The sequence below is a fragment of the Citrobacter sp. Ce104 genome, from assembly GCF_030334595.1.
In the GTDB taxonomy this organism is placed as follows: domain Bacteria; phylum Pseudomonadota; class Gammaproteobacteria; order Enterobacterales; family Enterobacteriaceae; genus Citrobacter; species Citrobacter europaeus.
In genome coordinates this window covers 330,296-337,096 of sequence record NZ_JAOWDP010000058.1, presented here as the reverse complement: position 1 = coordinate 337,096, position 6,801 = coordinate 330,296, and the positions used below count along the sequence as shown (strand labels likewise).

Here is a 6,801-nt window from a genome sequence, read left to right as displayed (position 1 = left end):
CTCTGTGCTACCGTTCGACTTGCATGTGTTAGGCCTGCCGCCAGCGTTCAATCTGAGCCATGATCAAACTCTTCAATTTAAGTTTGATGCTCGTGAATTAAACTTCGTAATGAATTACGTATGTTCACTCAAGAGACTTGGTATTCATTTTTCGTCTTGCGACGTTAAGAATCCGTATCTTCGAGTGCCCACACAGATTGTCTGATAAATTGTTAAAGAGCAGTTGCGACGCGCTTTAGCGCTCTGTCGCGAGGTGGCGTATATTACGCTTTCCTCTTTGAGAGTCAACCCTGAATCTCAGAATTTTTCTCTTCAATCAACCGGCTGTTTGTGTGAAGTGATTCACATCCGCCGTGTCGATGGAGGCGCATTATAGGGAGTCGACTCAGGAAGACAAGCGGAAAAATGCATTTTTGTTTCAACCGCTCACCTTTTATCCATTACGCTTACTTTTGCTGCTTTTTTATTGCCATTGGCAAGTCTGCCAGACTGTTTATGACCAAATCTGCCGCATTTTCTGCTTCCGGGGTAACAGGTTTACCCGTGCGCACCAGTACCCTGGTGCCAACATTCGCAGCCGCCGCCGCCTGCATATCTTCTATTTTGTCGCCTACCATATAAGAAGCGGCCATATCGATGTGCAGGAAGTCTCGGGCGGAGATCAACATTCCAGGATGCGGTTTACGGCAGTCGCAGACCTGACGATATTCTTCTATAGTTCCTTGCGGATGATGTGGGCAATAGTAGATACCATCCAGATCAACGTCGCGATCCGCCAGCGACCAGTCCATCCATTCGGTCAACGTTTCAAACTGTGCCTCAGTAAATTTACCGCGAGCGATACCAGACTGGTTGGTCACGACGATCAGTGCGTAACCCATGCTTTTAAGTTCACGCATGGCATCAATAACGCCGTCGATAAACTCGAACTCGTCAATCTCATGTACGTAACCATGGTCCACATTAATGGTGCCGTCACGGTCGAGAAAAATTGCGGGTACAGATTTTGCCACCTTTTATAGCTCCTGAATAAGGCATGTGGCTCTAGTATCGCATGTTTCGGCGGGCAAGAAAGTGCTCATCGTGCAAAGCTAGATTGATTTAGACGTCTGGATGCCTTAACATCCATCTTGTTGACGGCTTCGACCGTACCAGACAGACGAAAATGCCACGGCTAACTTAATTACGATAATAAATAACCAATGATTAAACTTTCGAATATCACCAAAGTGTTCCTGCAGGGGACTCGCACCATTCAGGCGCTTAATAACGTCAGCCTGCACGTTCCTGCCGGGCAGATTTATGGCGTCATTGGCGCCTCGGGTGCCGGTAAAAGTACGCTCATCCGCTGCGTTAACTTACTTGAACGCCCTACCGAAGGCAGCGTTCAGGTTGGCGGTCAGGAGCTGACGACGCTTTCTGAGTCAGAACTGACTAAAGCTCGCCGTCAAATCGGCATGATTTTCCAGCACTTTAACCTGCTATCTTCCCGTACCGTGTTTGGCAACGTCGCGCTGCCGCTGGAACTGGATAACACGCCAAAGGAAGAGATCAAACGCCGTGTAACAGAGTTGCTTGATTTAGTCGGTCTTGGCGACAAGCACGATAGCTATCCGGCCAACCTTTCCGGTGGACAAAAACAACGTGTGGCGATCGCCCGTGCGTTGGCAAGTAATCCCAAGGTGCTGCTGTGCGATGAAGCCACCAGCGCACTCGATCCGGCAACAACCCGTTCGATTCTGGAATTATTGAAAGACATTAACCGTCGCCTGGGACTCACCATTCTGCTGATTACCCACGAGATGGACGTTGTAAAACGTATTTGTGACTGCGTAGCGGTCATCAGTAATGGTGAACTGATTGAGCAGGACACCGTCAGCGAAGTGTTCTCACACCCGAAAACGCCGCTGGCACAGAAATTTATCCAGTCCACGCTGCACCTGGATATTCCGGAAGATTATCTGGAACGTTTAAAAGCGGAGCCGGAAGCCGACAGCGTGCCGATGCTGCGTATGGAATTCACCGGTCATTCGGTCGATGCACCATTACTCTCTGAGACGGCCCGTCGCTTTAATGTGAATAACAACATTATTAGTGCGCAGATGGATTATGCCGGCGGCGTGAAGTTCGGCATCATGCTGACTGAAATGCACGGCACACAAGAAGATACACAAGCGGCCATTAACTGGTTGCAGGAACACCATGTAAAAGTAGAGGTACTAGGTTATGTCTGAGCCGATGATGTGGCTGCTGGTTCGCGGCGTATGGGAAACGCTGGCAATGACCTTTGTGTCCGGTTTTTTTGGTTTTGTGATTGGACTGCCAGTTGGCGTGTTGCTGTACGTAACCCGCCCTGGGCAAATCATTGAGAACGCGAAGCTCTATCGTACGCTCTCTGCGCTAGTGAACATTTTCCGTTCCATCCCATTTATCATCTTGCTGGTGTGGATGATTCCGTTCACCCGCATGATCGTGGGTACCTCTATCGGGCTGCAGGCCGCTATCGTCCCACTGACCGTTGGCGCCGCGCCTTTTATCGCCCGTATGGTGGAAAACGCGCTGCTCGAAATCCCGACCGGGCTGATTGAAGCCTCGCGTGCAATGGGCGCTACTCCGCTGCAGATTGTGCGTAAGGTATTACTGCCAGAAGCACTGCCAGGACTGGTCAATGCGGCCACCATCACCCTCATCACGCTGGTTGGTTACTCGGCGATGGGCGGTGCCGTCGGTGCAGGTGGTCTTGGACAGATTGGTTATCAGTACGGCTATATTGGTTACAACGCTACCGTAATGAATACAGTACTGGTATTGCTCGTCGTTCTGGTTTATTTAATTCAGTTATCCGGCGATCGCATCGTTCGGGCTGTCACGCACAAATAACGTTGCACACAACACTAAAAACTCATTAAGAAAAGGAAATAAGCATGGCGTTCAAATTCAAAACCTTTGCGGCAGTTGGAGCCCTGATCGGTTCTCTGGCACTTGTGGGTTGCGGTCAGGATGAAAAAGATCCTAACCACATCAAAGTGGGCGTTATTGTTGGCGCAGAGCAGCAGGTTGCAGAAGTCGCGCAGAAAGTGGCTAAAGAAAAATACGGTCTGGACGTTGAGCTGGTCACGTTTAACGATTACGTTCTGCCTAACGAAGCGCTGAGCAAAGGCGATATCGATGCTAACGCCTTCCAGCACAAACCGTACCTGGATCAGCAGATCAAAGATCGCGGTTACAAACTGGTTGCCGCAGGTAATACTTTTGTTTACCCGATTGCGGGTTACTCCAAAAAAATCAAATCATTGGATGAGCTGCAGGAAGGTTCTCAGGTCGCGATTCCAAACGATCCGACTAACCTTGGCCGTTCCTTACTGCTGCTGCAAAAAGTGGGCTTAATCAAACTGAAAGACGGTGTTGGCCTGCTGCCGACCGCGCTGGACGTGATTGAAAACCCGAAAAACCTGAAGCTGGTTGAACTGGAAGCGCCGCAGTTGCCGCGTTCTCTGGACGATGCGCAAATCGCCCTGGCGGTCATCAACACCACCTACGCCAGCCAGATCGGCCTGACCCCGGCAAAAGACGGTATCTTTGTTGAAGATAAAGATTCTCCGTACGTAAACCTGATCGTGACTCGTGAAGACAATAAAGATGCTGAGAACGTGAAGAAATTCGTTCAGGCATACCAGTCTGATGAAGTGTACGAAGCAGCAAACAAAGTCTTCAACGGCGGTGCTGTTAAGGGCTGGTAATTTTAGGCTGTTTACAGAATCTGTAATATCATCAGGACGGGCGCTTGCCCGTCTTGTCATTTATGCAAGCACCTGATTCAATATCTGACGTTTAGATCATTCATTGAGGAAATATTATGCGTGCTTTACCGATCTGTTTAGTAGCACTCATGCTGAGCGGCTGTTCTATGTTAAGCAGATCCCCTGTTGAACCCGTTCAAAGCACCGCTACCCCGCCTAAAGCGGAGCCGGAAAAACCAAAAGCACCGCGCGCGACGCCGGTAAGAATCATTACTAACGCTGAAGATTTAGTGGGTAAACCGTTCCGCGATCTCGGCGAAGTTAGCGGCGAATCCTGCCAGGCATCCAACCAGGATTCCCCTCCGAGCATTCCAACCGCACGCAAACGCATGCAGATTAACGCCTCTAAAATGAAAGCGAATGCGGTATTGCTGCACAGTTGCGAAGTGACCAGCGGAACGCCGGGTTGCTATCGCCAGGCGGTTTGCATCGGTTCTGCACTGAACATTTCGGCGAAATGAGCCATTTTCAGTTCGAGCAAATAGGCGTTATCCGCTCACCCTATAAAGAAAAGTTCGCCGTGCCACGCCAGCCAGGTCTGGTGAAAAGCGCCAGCGGTGAACTGCATTTGCTCGCACCTTATAACCAGGCCGATGCCGTTCGCGGCCTGGAAGCCTTCAGCCATTTGTGGGTGATTTTTGTTTTTCACCAGACGATGGAAGGTGGATGGCGTCCAACCGTGCGCCCTCCCCGTCTTGGCGGCAACGCCAGAATGGGTGTTTTCGCCACGCGTTCAACGTTTCGTCCTAACCCTGTTGGCATGTCATTGGTTGAGCTGCGGGGCATTCGCTGCCATAAAGAGCACGTCATCCTAGAGCTTGGCGGGCTGGATCTTGTTGATGGCACGCCAGTAGTGGATATAAAACCGTATCTGCCGTTTGCCGAATCGCTGCCTGATGCTCGCGCCAGCTATGCTCAGGACGCGCCGCAGGCCAGTGTAGATGTGACGTTCAGTAAAGAGCTCACTGAGCAGCTATTAAAGCTCGAACAACGTTACCCGCATCTTCGTCAGTTTATTGCCGAAGTGCTGGCGCAGGATCCACGCCCTGCATACCGCAAAAACGAGGAAGAAGGCAAAACCTACGCCGTCTGGCTGCTGGACTTTAACGTTCGCTGGCGCGTCACGCCGTCAGGATTTGAGGTCTTTGCGCTGGAAGCCCGCTAATTTGCGTCGCCTACTCTTTTGACATCCCTTTCTCGCTGGTAAACTAAACCACTTTTGTTTTGTGCCAGGCTCATTTTGAGCCTGTTCGATCGTTCAACTGGAACCGTAACAACATGCGTACTAGCCAATATTTGCTCTCCACTTTGAAGGAGACACCTGCCGACGCCGAGGTCATCAGCCACCAGCTGATGCTGCGCGCCGGGATGATCCGCAAGCTGGCCTCCGGGTTATATACCTGGCTGCCGACCGGCGTGCGCGTCCTGAAAAAAGTCGAAAACATCGTGCGTGAAGAGATGAATAACGCCGGTGCGATCGAGGTGTTGATGCCGGTCGTTCAGCCTTCTGAACTGTGGGAAGAGAGCGGCCGTTGGGAACAATATGGTCCGGAACTGCTGCGTATTGCTGACCGTGGCGATCGTCCGTTCGTACTCGGCCCAACGCATGAAGAAGTGATCACCGACCTGATCCGTAACGAGCTGAGCTCCTACAAACAGCTGCCGCTGAACTTCTATCAGATCCAGACCAAATTCCGTGACGAAGTCCGTCCGCGCTTCGGCGTGATGCGTTCCCGCGAATTCCTGATGAAAGATGCCTACTCTTTCCACACCTCTCAGGAATCCCTGCAGGAAACCTACGACGCGATGTACGCCGCGTACAGCAAAATCTTCAGCCGTATGGGTCTTGATTTCCGTGCGGTACAAGCGGATACCGGTTCTATCGGCGGCAGCGCCTCTCACGAATTCCAGGTGCTGGCGCAGAGCGGTGAAGACGATGTGATCTTCTCCGACTCCTCCGACTATGCAGCAAACATCGAATTCGCCGAAGCCGTGGCGCCGAAAGAGCCGCGTGCGGCAGCAACCCAGGAAATGACGCTGGTCGATACGCCGAACGCTAAAACCATCGCCGAGTTGGTTGAGCAGTTCAACCTGCCTATCGAAAAAACCGTGAAAACCCTGCTGGTGAAAGCGGTTGAAGGCAGCAGCTACCCGCTGGTTGCGTTGCTGGTTCGTGGCGATCACGAGCTGAACGAAGTCAAAGCGGAAAAACTGCCGCAGGTTGCCAGCCCGCTGACCTTCGCCACCGAAGAAGAAATTCGTGCGCTGGTAAAAGCAGGTCCAGGATCGCTGGGGCCAGTGAACATGCCGATTCCTGTGGTTATCGACCGTACCGTTGCGGTAATGAGTGATTTTGCCGCCGGTGCCAACATCGACGGTAAACACTATTTCGGTATCAACTGGGATCGCGACGTGGCTACGCCAGAAGTTGCTGATATTCGTAACGTCGTCGCCGGCGACCCAAGCCCGGATGGCAAAGGTACGCTGATGATCAAACGCGGTATCGAAGTGGGCCACATCTTCCAGCTGGGGACCAAGTACTCTGAAGCGATGAAAGCCGCCGTTCAGGGCGAAGATGGTCGTAACCAAACGCTGACCATGGGCTGCTACGGTATCGGGGTTACTCGCGTGGTGGCTGCCGCTATTGAACAAAACTTTGACGATCGCGGCATTGTATGGCCAGACGCTATCGCCCCGTTCCAGGTGGCGATTCTGCCAATGAACATGCACAAGTCCTACCGTGTGCAGGAGCTGGCTGAGAAGCTGTACGCTGAGCTGCGCGCGCAGGGTATTGAAGTACTGATGGACGATCGTAAAGAGCGTCCGGGCGTGATGTTTGCCGATATGGAACTGATCGGTATTCCGCACACTATCGTGCTGGGCGACCGTAACCTCGACAACGACGATATCGAATACAAATACCGTCGTAACGGCGAGAAAGAGCTGATTAAAACCGGCGACATCGTCGACTTCCTGGTCAAAGCCATTAAAGGCTAATACC

At 51.9% G+C, this 6,801-nt stretch carries 7 protein-coding genes and 1 rRNA gene; 6 read left to right on the top strand and 2 right to left on the bottom strand.

Going from position 1 to position 6,801, the window contains the following annotated elements; all coding sequences use genetic code 11:
- Positions 1-79: ribosomal RNA gene (locus tag OGW16_RS08120) — 16S ribosomal RNA — on the bottom strand; the annotation flags it as partial.
- Between the two features lie 367 nt (positions 80-446).
- On the bottom strand, positions 447-1,013 hold the full coding sequence (gene gmhB / locus OGW16_RS08115) for a D-glycero-beta-D-manno-heptose 1,7-bisphosphate 7-phosphatase (protein WP_087051041.1): 567 nt from the start codon (positions 1,011-1,013) through the stop codon (positions 447-449).
- 189 nt (positions 1,014-1,202) lie between these two features.
- On the opposite strand from gmhB, the gene metN reads away from it, so the two are divergent.
- The 6 genes from metN (at position 1,203) to proS (ending at position 6,797) form a co-directional block, all read left to right on the top strand.
- Positions 1,203-2,234, top strand: a complete 1,032-nt coding sequence (gene metN / locus OGW16_RS08110; RefSeq protein WP_043018505.1) for a methionine ABC transporter ATP-binding protein MetN — start codon at positions 1,203-1,205, stop codon at positions 2,232-2,234.
- Positions 2,227-2,880, top strand: a complete 654-nt coding sequence (locus OGW16_RS08105; RefSeq protein WP_003018471.1) for a methionine ABC transporter permease MetI — start codon at positions 2,227-2,229, stop codon at positions 2,878-2,880. Before metN ends, OGW16_RS08105 begins: the two co-directional genes overlap by 8 nt.
- Positions 2,881-2,924: 44 nt before the next feature.
- Positions 2,925-3,740 (top strand): methionine ABC transporter substrate-binding lipoprotein MetQ, encoded by an 816-nt coding sequence (gene metQ / locus OGW16_RS08100; protein ID WP_006686809.1) that lies wholly within the window; start codon positions 2,925-2,927, stop codon positions 3,738-3,740.
- Positions 3,741-3,856: 116 nt separating this feature from the next.
- Positions 3,857-4,261, top strand: a complete 405-nt coding sequence (rcsF, locus tag OGW16_RS08095) for an envelope stress sensor lipoprotein RcsF (RefSeq protein ID WP_043018504.1) — start codon at positions 3,857-3,859, stop codon at positions 4,259-4,261.
- Positions 4,258-4,965: a tRNA (N6-threonylcarbamoyladenosine(37)-N6)-methyltransferase TrmO gene (gene tsaA / locus OGW16_RS08090; RefSeq protein ID WP_043018503.1), complete on the top strand. Its 708-nt coding sequence runs from the start codon at positions 4,258-4,260 to the stop codon at positions 4,963-4,965. Before rcsF ends, tsaA begins: the two co-directional genes overlap by 4 nt.
- Positions 4,966-5,078: 113 nt before the next feature.
- Complete coding sequence (gene proS, locus OGW16_RS08085; protein WP_043018502.1) at positions 5,079-6,797, top strand: proline--tRNA ligase; 1,719 nt, start codon at positions 5,079-5,081, stop codon at positions 6,795-6,797.
- The last annotated feature ends 4 nt before the right edge of the window (positions 6,798-6,801 follow it).